5 protein-coding genes are annotated in these 20009 nt (G+C 44.7%); all 5 read right to left on the bottom strand.

The genetic code is table 11. From position 1 onward, the window contains the following. Positions 1-311: 311 nt before the first annotated feature. Positions 312-1583 (bottom strand): MFS transporter, encoded by a 1272-nt coding sequence (locus FLT43_RS00385; RefSeq protein WP_087443859.1) that lies wholly within the window; start codon positions 1581-1583, stop codon positions 312-314. A gap of 60 nt (positions 1584-1643) precedes the next feature. Continuing rightward, positions 1644-2543, bottom strand: a complete 900-nt coding sequence (locus FLT43_RS00380; protein WP_087443860.1) for a GHMP family kinase ATP-binding protein — start codon at positions 2541-2543, stop codon at positions 1644-1646. Positions 2544-2701: 158 nt separating this feature from the next. Next, complete coding sequence (locus FLT43_RS00375) at positions 2702-11512, bottom strand: non-ribosomal peptide synthetase (protein ID WP_087443861.1); 8811 nt, start codon at positions 11510-11512, stop codon at positions 2702-2704. 18 nt (positions 11513-11530) lie between these two features. Continuing rightward, the gene (locus FLT43_RS00370) at positions 11531-13591 is read right to left on the bottom strand and encodes a condensation domain-containing protein (RefSeq protein WP_087443862.1); all 2061 of its coding nucleotides are present in this window, start codon (positions 13589-13591) and stop codon (positions 11531-11533) included. A gap of 13 nt (positions 13592-13604) precedes the next feature. After that, complete coding sequence (locus FLT43_RS00365; RefSeq protein WP_164776296.1) at positions 13605-20003, bottom strand: non-ribosomal peptide synthetase; 6399 nt, start codon at positions 20001-20003, stop codon at positions 13605-13607. Between the last annotated feature and the right edge of the window lie 6 nt (positions 20004-20009).

Raw genomic sequence — 20009 nt, 5'->3', positions numbered from 1 at the left:
ACTGGATAAGGATATGGCAAGGAACTATACACCAGATTGTCTGTTGCGATTGTCTGTTGTGTGACATCGTTATCGGGAATTGCTTCACATGTTGAGAGAGCAGAAGTTATGAACGAGTAATGTTCTAGGCGGTCTATGCCAAATGACTGGGCGAGAGATTTCGTGAAGCAGACTGTCAGAAGAACCAAGGCGGGTAATCCATATTTCTACAATATTATTATTATTTTCAATATATATGAGTTGAATTTTCGTGTCAAGGATTCAAGAGACACATGTGTAAGCAAATACCCGCCCTATTTCGTTATATGCGACTAAAGAGAGACACCTTTTGATTTCTGATCCGTCGAATGGTGAGACTCTTCGCTCCTTTTTCTTAAGTGAGGATTCATTAGCATGAAAGCAACAACGAGAAGACCGGCCCCGCCAATGATTCCGAATATCGTTAAAATAGAAACCATACCGCTAATCAAGCCTACTAAGAAGGTGGAGACCGGCATGGCGCACAGCACCATGACGCTAATCAAGCTTGATGCTCTGCCTAATACTTCTTTTGGTACCATCAGGGTGATCATGGTGCTCATTTTAATATTTACAAATGCTGAGCCGATTCCATTGATAAAAACACAGATTACTTGCCAAATAAGCGGAATACCAAAGGCAAACATACCTATTCCAATACTGAATAGACCGATTCCAAAACAAATATAAACAATGGGATAATATCGATTCAGATAATTAATACCGATTGAACCAAGCAAAATACCTATACAAAAACTGATCTCGAGCATGGCTAATCCGGAGACATCAGTAACGACTAATGGAAGCAAAATCGCTTCAGGAGCCGTCAAAAAATTCAGGATGGTAAAATATATCATACAATTTCTCAAAAAATCATGCTTCGTTATCGCATGGATACCATCCTTCAAATCCGTCATGATCATCCTTGCGGTAAATTCATTTACATCGGTTTTTGCAAGCTCTTTCTCGTTAATCAAAAAAATTAACAGTGCTCCTACAAGATAAGTTAAGAAATTTAAGATGAAAGCATATTCCATTCCATAAAATATTAATCCCGCTGCCAATGCCGGAGCTGCCAAGTTGACAACGGTCTGAATAACTTGCGAAAAGCTTTGTGCTTGAGTCATATGCTCTTCGGGAACTAAAGTCCGTATTGCCACGGTTAGTGCAGGCTTGAAGAAGGCGCTAACCGAAGTAAGCAGAACAGCAATGATGATAAGTACGGCGGGGTGTAACATTTTTAGCAGTAACAACAGGACTATGCATAAAATGAGTGCGCCTCTCAACAGATGCGAGATGACCATGATCTTCTTTTTATTTCCTCTATCAACGACAACTCCCGCGAACAATCCGAATATGATTAATGGAATTGTCTCCGCTGCTAATAAAATGGACATTAACAAAGGACTTTCCGTTAAGACCTTCATTAACCAAATAAGCGCCAATCGATATACTCCATCTCCCATATTCGAGACAAGTTGCGAGAAAATTAAATAACGATAATTTTTCAAGCGAAGCAACGTCCGAAAAGATACTTTTTGATGAACGCTTACCGGCTGTCCCATCTCATTAATCCTCTCCAAATACAACAGGATGAAATCGGTTTTGTAAAAATGTTAAGATTTCTACGTATGGTAAATATGAACTTCTTTATTTAATTCACTTAAATATCGGTATCCCAGTTCCAGCTTTTGATGGAAATCAGGTTCTTCCTTCGACAAAAAAATGCCTAGGCTGGTTCCACTATGCGCAACAACGACGCCTAAACCTCGAATCTCCTCATTAATCTTCATCACTTCCGGCAAATATTTTTTTGGCAGGATTTTTTGATTCAATACCGCACTTCTGGAAGAGACCAGTCCTATGGCGTGAACATCCCTTTCTCTAATAGCTTTTGTAAGTTTTTGCAACAAAAAATTGTATTCCAGCTTTTCTTCTCTGCTAAAAGGTTTTATTCGCTTATTAAACTCAACCGTATCTATAGTCCCTCCCTCATCAATGCTCAAAATACATAATTCAGGCAGCTTCCCGATATATTCTCTTAACCTGACCTCTTTATGGTAGTAAGAAACGGCGCCGTCATACATCACACCATCAGTGGGCTCGATACTAGACAAAAACCATTCTAATAATGAGTGTTCCATTTTTATATTGAAACAATCTTCAACAGCACGGGAGGCAGCCACCAAATCTGCCGATGAACTGGCAAAGCCTTTTCCAACGGGAAGTTCCGAATTGATCTCCAAAATTCCTCCTGCCGGGAACCTAAAATGCTTTAAAATGGTCTCGACGAGTCGTTTTGATTTTTGTTTTGAGCATGGCAATATGACAACCTCATCATAAGTTGGAATGGAATAAAAAGTTGCGCAGGACGCTTTTTTGATAGGCAAAGTCACTAAAAAATCGAGATTATTTTCCTCCAGTATACCCTGCAAAAGTTCCCCGAAAGTCCCGTTAGCTACACCACTTCCTACATCTTTGATATTAGGAAAGCTACAAGTGGAACTTGTGTTTATCGTACTCATAGGCACCCCCGTGTAAACTAATATGATCGTGTTGACTCACCAATCCCTGCTACGTAATCGTATGATAAGAGCCGCCACCGTTTCTGTCCGTTAGATCGATCAATGCGATGGCAGCGGCCCCATACCGTAACATGCAGGCGGGAAACACCATGACTGACTTACATGATGAATGCTTCCGCAGGATAATACTGTTTCATGAAATACTCAAAAAATTCGATTTTATTAAAGTAACTTTTGTTCGCACTGATAAACACACCCGTGTTTTTCTCTGGCAAGAACCACATGAATGAGTTATATCCAATTACTTCGCCTGCTTTCGCCAAAATATTGTCATTTGAATATTCCGGATGGAATTTCGTCATAAATCCATACCCTGTATCGGTCAATTGCGGGAGAGATACCGATTTGCTTGAGAACATTTTAACTATCGAATCCTCTTTCAAGATTGCATTTCCGCCATAAACGCCTTTATTTAATAGAGCCAGCATAAATTTGGAGATATCGTGCCCCGTTGACAGCATGCTGCCATCGGGTGAATCTGCAGGGCTAAAATCATACCTAGGAACAGCTTCGTTTTCCAGATCATAGCCTGTGGCCATTTTCGCCTCTAACTCTGGATTTAAAATAAAACTGCTGTTTGTCATGCCAAGAGGCTCAAAGAATTGCTCACTTACATAGCGATGGAACGGAATTCCCGTTACTTTTTCAACCAAATAACCTGACAACATAAAGGAAAAATTCTCATTGTTGTAGTGTTGGCCAGGCTGATGAACCACGGTTGGCATATATCGAAGAATGTAGTCCCTTAATGTTAGGGATTCACGTCCGCCAAAATTATAACTTTGCTCATTTCCCTTATCTGGCGAACCAAATCCAGACGTGTAACTAAGTAAATGTTCGACTGCTAGAGGCCCATCTATCTTCCGCGGTATTTCGATTTCATAGATATATTGCTGAATATCATCGTTCCATCCAATGCGTCCTTGCTCCACAAGCCTCATAATGGCAGCAACCGTAACGACCTTGGAAATCGACCCCACCTTTATTACGGTATCATCCGCGCTCATCGGCACTTTTTCTTGTATATTGGCATAGCCATATGCCTTCTTTACTTTCACTTCACCATTATGGACAACCGCCACGATGGCGCCGGGGATATCATTCATATAAGAAGCGTTAAAAAATCCATCCACCACTCCCTCCAGATCTACCCATTCTCCGGATGATGCGTTACATGAGGCAAGATGTTTTTGGGTGCTGTCGTTCTCACGTAACTTGACTTCATTGCGCAACTTGCTCATGCAGTGTTGAATGATTTCGCTTAGGCTTTCCCGGAGGAATGCAGTTAGTCGTTCTATGGTTTCCTCTTTATACTGTTGGTCACTATAATGTACCGTTAAGCTCAAACGGCCATGTAACACAACGCATTCAATATCGATCTTGCATTCTCTAACCTGATCGAGACTCATGGAATCTCCACCTGAAAATGCGGAAAATTGGACATCGCCATCATCTTCTTTGCTGTCCCGATCGAACTGTCCCAAATAATTAAAGCTAACTTCAGGCTTTATATCCATCTTGTCATTGCGTGAATGTTCGGATAAATATCTCAACACTCCATAGTGAATCCCTTTATGAGGAATCCGGCGTATATCTTTTTGTACCTTACTAATGATATCTAATGGATTTGGTTCATCTCCAATGTCTATTACTACGGGGTATTCACTTGTGAACCATCCTACTGTGCGGTTAATATCAACATCAGGCATAATCGACTCCCTGCCATGTCCTTCCATGTTAATGATGAAGCGATTGAGATCAGCCCATTTCTTGAAGGCCATTCCAATAGCAGACAACAAAAGCTCGTCGATTTCCGTGTTATATGCGCGATTGGCTTGTTTTAGCAATTCCGCGGTTTGCTGTTCATTCAAATTTATCGTTGTTGTCCTGGTATGTTTCCGCAGTGATTTTTGCTTATTGTAGTCCGTCGGCAACGATTCAATCTCCAGCTCCGCAATGCTCTTCCAGTATGCACTCTCATGCTCGATATCTTCACGCTTGGCATATTCGTTCAGCTTTTGCGCCCATCGCTGGAAGGAATCGCTCTTTAACGGCAGACGAATCTCCTGATGATTAAGGAGTTGTACATAAGATGTATGGAAGTCCTCTATTAAAATCCGCCATGATACCCCGTCTACGACTAAATGGTGAACGGCAAGAAGCAAGTGATCGCCGTCCGGACATTGAAATAACCCCAGCCTGATTAATGGTCCCTCAAAAATATGAAGCCTGGATTGAATCTCGGTGCATTTCAAATCCATTGCTTGCTCCAGCTCATTCCTGTCTTTATCTCGATAGTCCCAGATTTCAAGATGATATAGGACGCTATCATGCAAGCCCCGATTATAGGCTTCATAGCCCGTTTCCGTTCGGCGGAATATCATTCTTAGCGCATCATGGTGCTGCACGAGCTTATCCATAACCTTGCGAACGATGATCTTGTCAAACCGGTCTTGGCGATACAACATAAAAGCCAGGTTATAGTGATGCGGATGTTGGGCATGTTCTTGAAAAAACCAATGTTGGATCGGCGTGAGTTGCACAGCGCCTTCCCTATCTTTCTGATCGATTTTTCGATGCAACGGTCTGATCCTGGTACTGAGTTCTACGATAGTTGGGTAGCGGAAAAGATCTCTTATCTCCATCTTGTAACCTAAGCCGGATAATTGAGAGGATACCTGGATTGATTTGATGGAATCTCCTCCAAGGTCAAAAAAATTATCCAAGACCCCAACCTTGTTCTCATGCAGAACTTCCTGCCACACCCTCACTAATGTTTTCTCGATTTCAGTGGCAGGTTCGATATACTCCATTTCACTCTGCGGCGTTACGTTCATCACCGTTAACGCTTTGCGGTCAATCTTTCCATTCGGCGTTACCGGCAGCCGATCGAGCTGGACAAAATAGGAAGGTACCATAAACGCCGGCAGCGTTTTTCTTAACGGCTCTTTCAATACACTGGATGCAAGCATCTCCGCCGCGACATAAAAGGCATACAACCTTTTTTGACCGGTTTCATCCTCTCTTGCGATAACTACCGCTTCACGGATATGGCCATTTTTTATGAGCGCAGATTCTATTTCTTCCAATTCGATTCGATTGCCGCGAACCTTGACTTGATTATCGAATCGCCCTAAAAATTCAATATTCCCACAAGGAAGCCATCGTGCCATATCTCCCGTCTTATACATTTTCTCGCCGGCGCAGAACGGGTTATCCACGAATTTGTCCTGTGTCAAATCCGGGCGCTTGAAATATCCCCTCCCCACCCCGAGCCCTCCGATAAATAGTTCGCCGGGAATGCCTGGAGGCTGTACATTACCGTTAGAGTCTAATATATACATTTTCACCCCAGGCAGCGGTTTGCCAATCGGCAAAAACCGGTAAGCCTGCTGCTCGTCGTTCTCAAAATAGGAGGAATCAATGGCCGCCTCTGTCACGCCATAACAGTTTAAAATCCTCATTTTGCTGCCGTACCTGCTTATAAGGCGATGAAATGCTTGTATCGGGCATATATCCGATCCAAGAATTACTATTTTCAAAAAATCTATGTTGAGATTATTTTCATATATATAGTCCATTAGAGGAATCGCAAGAACTGGAGTCAAGTCTAACATCGTAATCTCGTTTTTTTTCATTAGCTGATAGATTCGCTCCAAATCAAGTCTTGATTCGGTTGGACAAATAACAAGTTTGCCTCCGTGCAACAAGCATCGAATATAATCGCCAGTAAAAACATCAAAGGAGAAACTCGCCCATTGCAACAATCGGACAGGGAATTCGTCCAGCTTATATTCTTGTGTCCATGCTTGAGCAATATATTGAAGCTGCCGGTGCTCAATCATGACTCCCTTCGGCTGTCCCGTAGTGCCCGATGTATAGATAACATAGGCAAGCTGATCGGGACGGATCGGCAGTCCCGGATTCGTCTTGTCATCATGATAGGACTCATGATCGTCAAGCACGATGATTTTGTTGTCAAAGGTGACTTGATTGCGCATGGAACGATGGAGCAATAACACTTCGGCTCCCGAATGTTCCAGCATGTACCGGATACGCTCTTCCGGGTAATTAGGGTCAATAGGGACATAGGCCCCGCCTGCTTTGAGAATCGCTAATACGCCGACAATCATTTCCATGGAACGTTCGGCAATAATGCCAACGAGTTGATTGGCGCTGACGCCGGAAGCTAACAAGGTCCGCGCCAGTTGATTCACCCGTTCGTTTAATGCTGAATAGGACAGTTCTTGATCTTCGAACACGAGCGCAATGTGATCCGGAGTTCTCTCACTTTGCTCCTCGAACAGATCAATGATCGTTTTATGATCATCCCCATAGGAATCATGGATTTCCTTAAACCCAGTCAACATGGCTTGTTTTTCGTCTGCGGACAATAACTCGATATGTTCGAATCGAATATCCGGCTGATTGGCCACTTGTTCAATGACGTTGCCCCAATACCTGATCATCCGTTGAACGGTTGCGGGCGCATATAAATCCGACCGATATTCGATACGCAAGCTGGCCCCATTGTCTTGCTCCAAGCATACAAGGGACAAGTCGAAATTCGTCATGGAATTATTGGATTCGACAGCCTGAACTTCCAGCCCCGTTATCTGGTTCTTCTCTTCTATTTTGTCAATATATTGAAACATGACAGAAAAAATAGGGTTGCGGCCAATATCTCGCTCAGGATTGATTTTTTCGACTAATTTATCGAATGGGTACTCATGATGCATATAGGCCTCAAGCGCTTGTTGTTTGCAATCGGCTAACGCTTCGATGAAGGTATGCTCCGTATTCACTTCTAATCTCAAGGAGAGCGTGTTAATGAAGAAACCAATCACTTCCTCGATATCCATGTGATTGCGTCCGGCTTCCGGCGTGCCGATGATGATATCCTGCTGATTCGTTAGCTTGGACAGCCATATGCTTACGGATGATAACATCACCATAAACATGGACGCATCGTGCTTCCGGGCAATCTCTCTGAGCCAGCTAACAATTGATTCCGGAATAAAATAGTCTTCACTTGCCGAAGCAAACGTTTGTACCGGCTGACGCTGGAAATCGGTTGGCAAGTCCAACACCGGAATATCTTGGTGGAACTTTTTCAGCCAGTATGATTCTGAATCCGCCAACCCTCCGTTATTGATCGCGTTATTTTGCCAGACGGCGTAATCTTTATACTGGATGTTCAAAGCAGGCAAGACGGGATCGATTCCTTGCTGCAAGGATTCGTATATTCTATTGAAATCCCCCATGAAGATGTCCCATGACCATTGGTCGCTAATCATATGATGCATGTTCATGAATAACATATATTTTTCTTCCGCAACCTTACACAGCTTCACTCGGAACAGAGTCTCCTGCTGAAAGTCAAAGCAGGTCTCGGATTCTTTTTGTATGAATCGTTGAATAGCCTCTTGCTTGCATGCTTCCGGCTCCTCGGACAGATCGGCATATGCGCATGTAAAATCAATACTCGGCAGCACTTGTTGGACGGGGTGTCCGTCCCGCAACAGGAATTTGGTTCGCAGCACTTCATGTCTTTGCACAAGCAGATCAAAAGCCTTATACAAAATAGATTCCTTCAATGGCCCAGTTATATGGTAAATAGACGGCATATTATAAGCCGTGCTATTGGGTTCCATCTGTTGAATAAAAAACAATCTTCGCTGCGCATGGGAAACGGGATAGTACGGAGACTCCGCTGCTTTGGGTATCGTTGTTCGATCATGCTCAAGCCGGAAATGTTCGGCAGACGGTTTTTCCCTTTGTTCAAGCAAAGAGGACAGCTCCCGAATCGTTCGATGATCGAATAACTCCTTAATCGTGACTTCCATCCCAAGTTCTTTTTTTATCCGCAAGCGAACCTGGATCGTTTTCATGGAATGCCCGCCGAGCTGAAAGAAATCGTCGTCTATTCCAATTTCATTGATGTGCAGCACGGCACTCCAAATGGCAGTTAATTTCCTTTCCAGATCGTTGCGCGCAGCCGCGAAAGCTTCCGTCCTCTTTTGCATCGTTTCCGGCTCTGGCAATGCTTTTTGATCGATTTTTCCATTTCGATTCAGGGGCATGGAATCAAGAATCATAATATGCTCAGGAAGCATATATTCTGGCAAGAGCGACTTCAGATAGAGTTGCAGTTCATTTTCATTCTGTTGTTCATTCATGACAACATAAGCTAGAATTCGATTATTCCCATTGCCATCTTCGCGTGCTATCGCTGCACATTGCCTGATCATGCGGTGACTCAAAAGAGCATTTTCTATTTCCCCGAGCTCAATGCGATGTCCGCGTACTTTCACTTGAAAATCGGCGCGCGCAACAAACATAAGTCTGCCGCTTGGCAAATAACGGCCTAAATCACCTGTTCTATACAGTCTCTCTTCCCTATTCTTCACAAATGGATCTTGTAAAAAGGCATGCTCCGTACGTTCGGTGTCATGTAAATATCCACGGCCTACTCCAACTCCGGAAATATAGATTTCACCCAGACATCCGATCGGAACCGGTCGCATCCATTGGTCCAGGAGATAATGTTTCATATGGGGGAGCGAGCCTCCCAGCGCGACATATGGGTGATCATCATGCTGATAAGAACAGTCAATGATTTCATGCATCGTGTCATCAGAGCACTCTGTCGCTCCATACGTATTCACAACGGTGACATCGGGATAGATGGTTTGCCATTTTTTGCACAACGTGACCGGCAATCCCTCACCGGTAGAGATCATGTATTCTAACCGGGGCAAGGCATATTGTTCCGGCGGAAGGTCGAGAGCTGCATGGAGCAATGCTTCAATCATCGCCGGTACCATCTGAATCACGGTTACACCGTCTCGATTCAAGGATGTTAGCAATGCTTCCGGATCCGTTGCCGTCTCATTGTTATAGATAATAAGCGTTCCCCCCGCCATCAAAGGGGCGAGAAATTGCCAGACCGAAATATCGAAGCAATGGGAAGCATTCTGTGCGACGATGCTGTCTTGATTCAGGCCCAAGACGTCAATTTTGGCATAAAGATGATTCAACATCCCCCTATGTTCGATCATTGCACCCTTGGGGTGGCCGGTTGAGCCAGAGGTAAAAAAGACATTGGCCAAGTCATCTTGGGAATTAATGAGTTCAAGATCGCGAGTATCGGATGTTTGGAGAGAAGACATATCCGGACTTACGACCTCACCCTTATTCAAGCAAAATACGACAGGCTTATGGTCCAGGTTGCTAACCAAGGTCATGCTGCGCATTTGCCAACTCGCTTCGGTCAGTATCACTTTGGCCTTGCTCGTGCCAAGAATCGTAAGCAGCCTGTGATCGGGATGGGCCGTATCGAGCGGTACATAGCCTCCTCCCGCTTTCAGCACGGCCAGAATGCCAACCAGCATATCGATGCTTCTCTCCGCAAATATGGCCGCAAGATCATTTCTCCCGAACCCTTCTCTTCGCAGCCAATGCGCCAATCGATTTGCATTTTCATTTAGTTCTTTGTACGTGATGGATTGATTCCTATAGATGGCGGCGACAGCATCAGGTTGTCGCTTAACCCGCTCTTCAATAATTTGCTGAGTCAATCGATCCATTCTCCGATTCGAGCTCGCAAAATCCCCCATCGCCTTCGCCATCAGCTCTTGCTCTTCCTCAGGAACTACATTCAAATCCCTAATTTTACTGTCCAATTCCGAGCACACCCGCTCAAGAATATGGAGGTAATGCGACTGCAGCCTGTCTAGATCGGAATGGGAGGAAGCAAGGAAATGATAGAGTTGAATTTTCATGCTCCGCCCAACCGTCACCATTAACTCCAATGACGCATGACCGCCGCGATACAGCATTTCAGATTCAAAATGATGGTCTTCGCCATTCAGCATCGTCAGCGTCGTCCCAAATAGAGGGAGGTCCTCCGAGACACCTGCATAATTGCGGATCATACTCAGCGAAATGATTTGGTTTTGTTGCAGCTCTTCCCAGCTTGCCTGAACGTTCTGCACAAGCTCGCATACCGTCTGGTTCGGATCCAATGTCATGAAGACAGGCAAGGTATGAGCCAAGGGCCCAATTATGGCATTAGCCCCATCCAATGATTCGGGCCTGCCCGTCACGGTAACGCCTATTGCTGCTTTTTCATCGCCGCTATATATGTTTAATAACAGGAACCAAGCGCTCTGAAAGATGGCTTCAACAGATACTCGCTGCTGCGATGCCATGCTCTTTATTTTTTTAGCGAATGGTTCGGGAAGAGCGGCACAGCAGCTAAGATGATGATTCCCTTCGTTGTGCGTCCCATGGACGGGGTAAAAAACGGAATCATGCTCAAATTTATGGAATTTGTCCAGCCAAAAATGTTTGGTTTTGGAGCCGTCTTGACTTGACTCCCATGTAATATACTCTTTAAATGATGATTTTCGATTATTATCATCTACCCGGCTGCCCAGCAGATTATTAAGCCATCCCTGAACAATAAGCTCACGGCTCGCATCATCCATGCATAATGAATGATTTGTCCAGATGATGATTGCTTTATTGGCATTCATTTGCAGGATAGATACTCGGATTAATGGACCTACCTCAAATTGAATCGGCTCCTGGTGGGATGCAACCATGGCAAGATAGGCTTGCTCCTGCTGTTCAGGGGATAAATGCCGTAAATCCTGCCAGTCAATGGGAATTTTCAACTGCTTCAGTACGACTTGGACATATTTATGTTTGAGCTTGCGGAAAACGGTACGCATGACCGAATTTTCGTTGACGATGTCTTCCCACGTGTCTTCTGCTTTTGTCGGATCGATTTGCCGCTCGATGAGGTAACGCACGGTTGTAATCTTATCCTTGCTTAACAATTGCTTTTGCACCATGGACAGCTCAATGACTTCCAGCACATTCTCTTTGGTTAAGTGCTTCAAGCCAATGCACCTCTTTCTCTATTCAAATAATTCTTCATAGTCATCTATTGACAGGAATTGGCTGTTAAGATGACTGGGAATTTCGCGAATTCTTTGATGAGGTTGGGCTATCATGCTTTCTAATACATATTCATAGTGGGTCAGCACCCGCTGCATCGTATCCCTTTTAAAGACATTCACATTATAGGTGAGACGTCCATGTAACTGATCCTGGGATTCAATGATTCGCAATCGAAAATCGATATGTAAGCGAGAGTCATCCTGATTCATCTCAAATAGGATTTGAAGCTCATGAAGTCTCGGCTGCCATGTATTCATGCCGCCATGAAGAAAGGAGGCTCTGTTATGATGGGCTTCATCTATCTTTGTGTGCACTTGCTGGACCACATCGTAAACGTGCGGATTGCCTGACAGGTCGATTCGCAGGGACAGGATAATAGGAGCATCATGTACCTCATCCCATCCCTCACGACAGGCGATAACCAAATCCTCCTTCTCGGTCTCCACATATAAAAGTAAAATAAATGCGGTCATGAGTATCGTATACGACGACCTACTCCAAGCTGTGGCGAGTTGAGAGATCTCAGCCATGAACCGATAGGAAAATTCAAGCTGTTCTAGCTCTAACGCTGTTGAACCGTCAGATCTCTTCATGCCATCTTCGGGCAATATCTTTAGAGAGGGAAGATCTCGATACGGTTTCAACCCGTAGTCTATTTTGGGCTTCCTATCATGGATAGATATCTGTTCATCATCATGCTTCAAATAGAACAGACTGGAAGCTTCGAAATCGCGAATCCATGCCGCAATCGTGTGTTCATGAAAAATATCCTGATTATATTCGAAACCAGCCAATATATCATTATTGCTGTCTCTCTCCACGATCAGACTCACATCAAACTGGGATACATTCTTCTCATAATCATAAGGAGTTAAGGTTAAACCATGGCTATGAAAAGAGTTCCGAGCATTCCCTAGAATGATAGCCGCCTTCTGCTTAATCGCTTTTTGATGCACGAAGCAGGCTTGGAAAAATGAAGAATATTTTGGGTCGCGCGTATAATTCAGCTCGCTCACGATTAAGGAAAGCGGGTAATTTTGATACTGTGAACATAAGGTCAGTTCCTCATGAACAAGCAGCGCTAACTCTTGAAACGAAATATTCTTCTTCATGTTGATTCGCAAGGGGAGCATAATTACGAAAGAGCCCATGATGCTATGAAAATCTTCTCTAGGCCTGCCGAATCGCGGTACGCCAACGATGATGTCATCTTGACCGGATAGACGATGAAGAAAAGCAATGAACAGAGACAAATAAACGACATCTATCGGATAGCTTCTTTTTTTGTGATAGGCAAGAAGTTCATGTCGCAATTCGCGGTCAAATGTAAATAACGATATCCCTCCTTGAAACGTAGGGGTACTCGGTCGGCTGTGATCTGCGGGCAGCTCCAGCTTGTGAAGGGCTCCGCCAAGCTTATCGTTCCAGAAGGCTCTCGCTGCCTCCCCTTCTTCGCTGGCTACATAGTTCTGTTCCCACTCAATAAAATCGGAGTATTGCGATGGCAGCGGTTGTAAGTCAAGGGTAGAGCCTGTACTCAATTGTTGATAGATCAGGGTGAATTCCTCGATCGTTAACGAGAAGCTCCATCCATCCGTGCAAATATGATGCCATTTAAAGCATAAAATACTTCCATTCTCTTGATAATCCAACAATCTGAAGCTGAATAACGGACCCTCTTCCAACTTATATGGTTTGCTGAATTCTTGGTTAAGGTACTTCCTAATCATCGTATCGGTCCAGCCGGCGGAAGCGACATGTTCAAAATCCAAGACCGGTTCGCTATATACTTTTTGCATAGGCTCGTCTTCCAAAATAAATAAGGAACGATATATTTCATGACGTGCGGTGATCTCGTAAAGAGTACGTATGGCAACGGATGCATCCAATCGCTCTTGAACTTGAAAGACAAGCTGTTCATTGTAGTAAGGGCTTGTTGGATGCATCAAATAGTGCAAATAGTAATCTTTTTGCGCTTCAGACAGAGCAATGGTTTTGATAAACGTTGTCGTTGTCATTCCTATCTCCCCGTTAGTTGAACAGCTCATTAAAATCGTATTCTTCAACCACATTCAGTTGAGATAAGCGCTGCATTGGGTCTTCAATCATGTGGGCGATGATATGTTCAAGCTGCTTCATAAACGCATTCATGGAATTCGCGCTCAAAACGTCCGTATTATAACGTGCAGTTAACGTGAGTTGTTCTGATCGAGTAAACAAAAATAACATGATATCCAATTGGTCGTCTTGTACAAAATGACTGCCTTCATAAGTTTTGATCATCTCTTCATCCAGAAAACGGCTTAATGGACAATGCTTATAGGTTAGCCCGTCTAGTTCAATCCGGATGTCCGATGCATTTTGTCCAATAAAAACAAGGGAATATAAATTCATCTTACGGCCTTTGGCAGCCAGTTGATCCTCTACGACCAAGTTATACGGATAATCCTGGTTCTCGTAGGCGCCATAAGCGGTTCCTCTCGTCCTGTTCATCATTTCTAAGACAGTCGGGTTACCGGATAAATCGGTACGCATCGCGACTGGATTAATTAAAGGACCAATAATTCCTTCAAGATCAGTTTGCGTACGGCCAGACAAGGTCGATCCGACCGTAATCACGTCTTGCTCCGTAATAAGTGACAGCCAAATATTGATGGCAGCGAGCATCGTAGTATACAAGGTGCCGCCGGCCATTCGAGTCAACTCATGGAGCGCTTGCGCCATCTGTGGTTCCAAGTTGAGAGAGAGCTCGTTCGAACCCAAGTTTTCATAAGTTAATGCATGCGAGTCACGCGGCATAAGCGGCGCGTCTACACTTTGCTGCAGCTGTGTGAGCCAATAGTCCCGCTGCCGGTTCAACTCTCCATTGCTCAATCGTGTCTGCTGCCACAGGGTATAATCAATATAATCCAGCGGTTTCGAACGCTCATCGTAGCTTATCCCGCTCTTCATTGTCTGATAAATATCCGCTAAATCCTTCATAAACACGTCTAGCGACCAACCATCAAACCCAATATGATGAGCGGACAAAATAAGGAAGTGTTTCGTTGGTGTGATTCGATATAATGTCATCCGAAAAAAAGACTCTCGGGCTAAATCGAACGGTTGATCCAATGCGGCTTGTAAATCTTGTCTGATTCGCTGGTAACTGTCCGTCTCTGATAACGATGATAAATCAATGTACTCATTCGGCACCGCAAGATCGCTATGCACTTGTTGCTGCAAATGGCCTTCGTTCGCTATGATGGTCGTGCGCATGATTCTGTGGCGTTCAATCATGATGCCCATTGACTTATGCATGAATATATCATCCACGGGCCCTTCCAATTCAATGGGATAAACCCCGCCAACCGCTTTCTGATTGCTGAACGCGGCATGGAACCATTGTCTTTTTTGACCATGGGATGCTTCGAATATCGATTCTGTATTATGGGTAACTTTCGATATTTCACGAACGCGAGTGTTCGTCTCGTCACCCTGCTTTATCTCCGAGATCCGGGAAGCTATTGCTTCGATCGTCGTATACTCGAATATCGTTCGCAGCGGTATGTCCAGCCCGAACACCGTTCGCATGCGAGAAATCACTTGGGTAGCCAATAAGGAATGCCCGCCCATATCGAAGAATGAGTCCTGGATGCTAACCCGTTCCAATTGCAAAATATCGCACCAGATGGAGTGAATGAGTTCCTCGGGAATCGTTCGCGGTTCTATGATGGAGGAACTGATTGGTTTCATCTCTGGCAAGTCCAACGCGTTGCGATCAATTTTTCCGCTCGTTGTCTTGGGAATATGGTCCAATTGAACGAAATACGTTGGAATCATATAAGTCGGCAGCTGCTCCTTCAGAAACGCTCGCCAGTCGTAAATATCCCCTTCTCCCACAATATAAGCCGCCAATTCCGTGATTGATTTATCGTTCTGAACCGAAATAACCGCTGCTTCACGAATGGACGGATGCTTGCTTAATGTCGCTTCAATTTCACCTAATTCAACCCGTATGCCTCTAATCTTGATTTGGTTGTCCTGCCGGCCTGCATATTTAATATTTCCCGAAGGCTGGAAATACCCTTTGTCCCCGGTTCGATAAATCCTTTCCCCTGGCACAAATGGACTATCGATAAATACTTCCTTTGTTTTCTCGCTATTATATAAATAGCCTTTTGCCAATCCAATGCCGCCTATATAAAGGTCGCCAATCACGCCAATAGGAACAGGCTTCAAATTCCGGTCCAGTATATATATTTTATTGTTATCAATCGGTTTGCCTATACTGACACAATCCTTGTCGAGCGCATCATCTGGCGTACAGGTGTAAATGGTGGAGTCAATCGATACTTCCGTGGCCCCCCACGTATTATGAAGTTTGCAATTTAATTTTCTGAAGAACTTGCCTGCCGTTTCAGGCAGCAGCGCCTCACCGCTTGAGACAATATTTTTGACATGATGCAATTGTTGTATATCCTCTGGACTAAGTGCATCGAGAAACATATTCAGCATGCTCGGCACAAATTGAATACAAGCCGCTTGATATTGAATGGCCGCCTTAATAATCGCTTCCGGATCCCGATGCAGCCACGGCTCCAATAATGAGATTCGTCCTCCTACAGACAGCGGCCAAAAAAACTCAACAGCCGCATCATCAAATGTTAATGTCGTTTTTTGCAGGACGGACTCCCCTTGCTCCAAACGATGCTGGCGCTGCATCCATAGCATTCGATTTACCCACCCAAGATGGTGATTTTCAACCCCTTTCGGATTTCCCGTCGAGCCTGAAGTGTAATAAATCGACACCAAATCTGCAGGTTTTACCGTTTGCTCCGGCAACGCCTCGGGCATGCTTGCTATTTTTTCCCGTTCCGCTTCGGGATATATACATTGAACATGAGCAGCCTGATCAAAAAGCTCCATAAACTCCAGCTGGGATATACAAATATTCGTCCGGGAGCTTTCGAGCAATTTGGACATTCTTGCTTGAGGCATCTCTGTATCTAATGGAAGAAAGGCTCCGCCTGCCTTAATAATACCCAGCAACGATATAACCAGATCAATGGAGCGGTTCATGCATATCCCGACAGGCGTATTGGGCCGAACGCCCAGCGAGACCAGATAGTGCGCTAGCTGGTTCGACCGTTTATCTAATTCCCGATAGGTAATTTTGTCATTACCCATTTCAGCGGCTATCCATTCCGGCGTCTTGCTTGCTTGCCGCATAAATAAATCGTGCAAGCAGGTATCCTCTGGAACCGGTGCTTCTGTATGGTTCCATTCCACTACGATTTGGCGCCTTTCTTCCTCGCTCAATAATTCAAGCATTGCGATCGGTACGTCCGGGTTGTTCACAAGTTCTTGCAGCCAATTCTCAAAATGCCCAGCCATTGTCCTGATGGTCGATTCATTAAAGAGATCCGTATTATAGATCATATTCGCGACTAGACCGTCTTCGGATTCACACATGGATAGCTCCATATCAAATTTAGATACGCTATGATCGATATCCAATGTTTCCAACATGCCGCTTGATGTGTGATAGACCGCAGATTTCATTTCTGCCCAGGTGAACATCGTCTGAAAAATCGGCGAGTAGCTCGTATTGCGTTCCGGCTGAAGCATCTCTACCATTTTTTCAAACGGGACATCTTGATTCTCCTGCGCCTGAAGCGATTTTTCTTTGACTTGAGCAAGCAATTGCTTAAACGTAGGATTGTCTTGGACATTCGCCCGGTACACTAGCGTATTCACGAAAAATCCGATTAATCCTTCGATCTCTTTGATATTCCGGTTAGCTGCCGGGCTCCCCACCAAAATATCGGTCTGTCCGGTATATCGGGATAAAAAGCCTTGATAAGCTGCCAACATAGTCATGAATAACGTGGTATTCACCTGCCGGCTTACTGCTTTCAGCTTCTCAAGCAATGACGGCGGCAGCACGATTTTATGCATGCTTCCCGCATAACTTTGAACGGCTGGCCGAGGGCGATCGATAGGCAATTGCAGGACAGGAAGCTCTCCGGACAGTTCTGTGTTCCAATATTCCAGCTGTTGCCCCATCACTTCATCCGTCAGCCATTCACGCTGCCATAGGGCATAATCAGCGTATTGAATCGGCAATGCCGCAAGTTCCGCCCGTGTTCCGCTGTGTGCCTCTTCATACAAGGCCAGCCATTCATTTAAGAAAATATCCTCAGACCACCCATCGGAAATGATATGATGCATGGTGCAGAGCAGGATATACTCCTCTTGCCCTGTTGCAAGTAATTTTGCCTGTACGAGAGGACCTCGCGTCAAATCAAACGTAATGCCTGCTTCCTGTTCCGTGTAAGCATTGATTTTCTCGTCTTTCTCTGCAGCGGTGAGATCGCTTAGGTCTATCACCGGCAACGTTCTGAAGCGATAGGGTTCGATGGTTTGTATAGGTTGGCCGTTCTCATTGGGAAACACGGTGCGCAGTATTTCATGACGTTGGATGAGCGCATTCAATCCCGCTTCCAACGCGTTCGCATTCCAAGCTCCGGTTAACCGCCACATATAAGGAATGTTATAAGCTGTGCTATTCGGCTCCAACTGATGTAAAAACCATAAACGCTGCTGTGCAAAGGATAACGGCAGCTTCTCCCTATTATGGGCTGGCCTAATCGCCGGAGTCCGCTCCCTTTTTCCCTGTTGACGAATCTCCATGATTCTTGTATGCAAGCTTGCGACAGTCGGACAATCAAACAATGCCCGCAGCGGAATAGACAGATGAAACGCATCCTGCAGACGGGAAATGACCTGTGTGGCGAGCAGCGAGTGACCGCCTAAATCAAAAAACGAGTCATGGATGCTGATGCGTTCAGCCTTTAGAATTTCACGCCAAATCGATGCGACTAGATCCTCTGTGCGGTTGCGTGGCGCAATATAGTTATCATCTATTGCTCGCGTTTCTGGCAGCGGTAATGCCTTGCGGTCGATCTTCCCATTAACTGTAAGCGGTAGAGAGTCCATTGTTACAAAATAGGAAGGAACCATGAAAGGAGGCAATTGTTCGCTTACATGCTTTTTCCATTGATCGGCATCCCCGGTTCCGACAATATAGGCGATGAGCCGCTTATCATCAGGTTCATATTCGTGTACAATGACGACGGCTTCTCTTACGTCCTTATGCTGACTTAACACGGCTTCAATCTCGCCTAATTCTATCCGGTTCCCTCTTATTTTCACTTGATTATCTTTTCGCCCGATGAATTCAATATTTCCGTCAGGCAAATATTTCATCAGGTCGCCTGTCTTATATAATCTGGCTTCAGGGTCTGTATTAAAGGGATGCTTAATAAATTTGTCTTGAGTAATCTCAGGCCGATTCAAATACCCTAAAGCCAATCCCTTGCCGCCCACGTATAATTCCCCAAGAAGACCAATAGGAACGGGTTTTTGCTTGTCGTTCAAGATATAGACTTCGGTATCATTAATAGGACGGCCGATGGGAACGGAGTGTTGGATGGCGCTTTTCTTTTTTACTGTATAACAACACGCGAATGTCGTGCTTTCCGTAGGACCGTAGCCATTAATAAGTAACGTATCTTCTAGCACATCCAATGCTAGCTGAGCATGCTTAGGGGATACACTGTCCCCACCCACCAACAATTGACGCACCCCTTTAAAATCTTCGATCCGGAAATCAATCATTTGATGAAAGACTGCGGAAGTCAACACTAACGTGCTGATTTGATAATCGCGCAGAACTTGTCCCAGCTCGTCAAGAGAAAGACCGTTGAATGGATAAATAACCAATGTAGCTCCATTTAACAAACTGCCCCATATTTCGAATGTTGCCGCGTCAAATGAGACCGATGCAAACTGCAGCATCGTGTCCTGTGGCGTAAGCTCTGCATAGGATATATTTTTAGTGAGCCGTATCACGCCTCGATGAGGGATAAGAACCCCTTTCGGATTCCCCGTCGAACCGGAAGTATACATCAAATACGCAACGTCTTCCGGAGACGCACTCTCACCTAGATTAGCATCTGATTCATCATTAATCTGTGCATGGTCAAGATCGGGACAGACAGGCTTCACTCCGTCCGGCAGCCGGGAGAAGTAGCTTTCTTGGGTCAGCACTATCGTAATGCTTGCATCATGAAGCATATAAAGCAGTCTTCGATCGGGATAGGCAGTATCAAGCGGGACATAGGTCCCGCCTGCTTTTAAAATGGATAACATGCCAATAATCATTTCAAACGAGCGATCCATATACAAGCCAACTCGCATATCCGGTTTAACACCAGACTTTTTCAAATAATTCGCCAGCTTATTGGCTCTGGTATTGAGCTCCCGATAAGTTAGGCGAGCGTCCTTATATACTAATGCTGCGGCATCAGGATGAAGTTCAACTTGTTCCTCGAATAACGCGGTGATGGAATCTTGCTTCGACATTATTTCTGCATCACGTTTCATACGGCG

Origin of the sequence: Paenibacillus thiaminolyticus, assembly GCF_007066085.1 — a bacterium.
In the GTDB taxonomy this organism is placed as follows: Bacteria; Bacillota; Bacilli; order Paenibacillales; family Paenibacillaceae; genus Paenibacillus_B; species Paenibacillus_B thiaminolyticus.
Note: the sequence above shows the minus strand (reverse complement) of the source record. Positions and strands in the feature narration are given on the sequence as shown.

What these genes read in the sequence shown, in the direction of transcription:
- FLT43_RS00380 (WP_087443860.1), bottom strand. Translation starts at nt 2,543, where the DNA reads ATGAGTACGATAAACACAAGTTCCACTTGTAGCTTTCCTAATATCAAA.
- FLT43_RS00365 (WP_164776296.1), bottom strand. Translation starts at nt 20,003, where the DNA reads ATGAAACGTGATGCAGAAATAATGTCGAAGCAAGATTCCATCACCGCG.
- FLT43_RS00385 (WP_087443859.1), bottom strand. Translation starts at nt 1,583, where the DNA reads ATGGGACAGCCGGTAAGCGTTCATCAAAAAGTATCTTTTCGGACGTTG.
- FLT43_RS00370 (WP_087443862.1), bottom strand. Translation starts at nt 13,591, where the DNA reads ATGACAACGACAACGTTTATCAAAACCATTGCTCTGTCTGAAGCGCAA.